The following is a 226-nucleotide window of genomic DNA, read 5'->3' as shown; positions in this document are numbered from 1 at the left end:
TTTCAACACACAGCCGCCCGAAGGCGGCTGGTTCCTGATATAAATTTAGCAATCAACTTAAAACAGTTTCAACACACAGCCGCCCGAAGGCGGCTGGCCGGACCAAAAAAATAACGGCATTTCAGAAAATGTTTCAACACACAGCCGCCCGAAGGCGGCTGGCAGCTTGGAATCTTGTCAGGTTGCCGGTAACTATGTTTCAACACACAGCCGCCCGAAGGCGGCT

The organism is Neisseria sp. HMSC074B07, from assembly GCF_001810355.1.
Lineage (GTDB): Bacteria > Pseudomonadota > Gammaproteobacteria > Burkholderiales > Neisseriaceae > Neisseria.
This window is presented reverse-complemented; position numbering follows the sequence as displayed.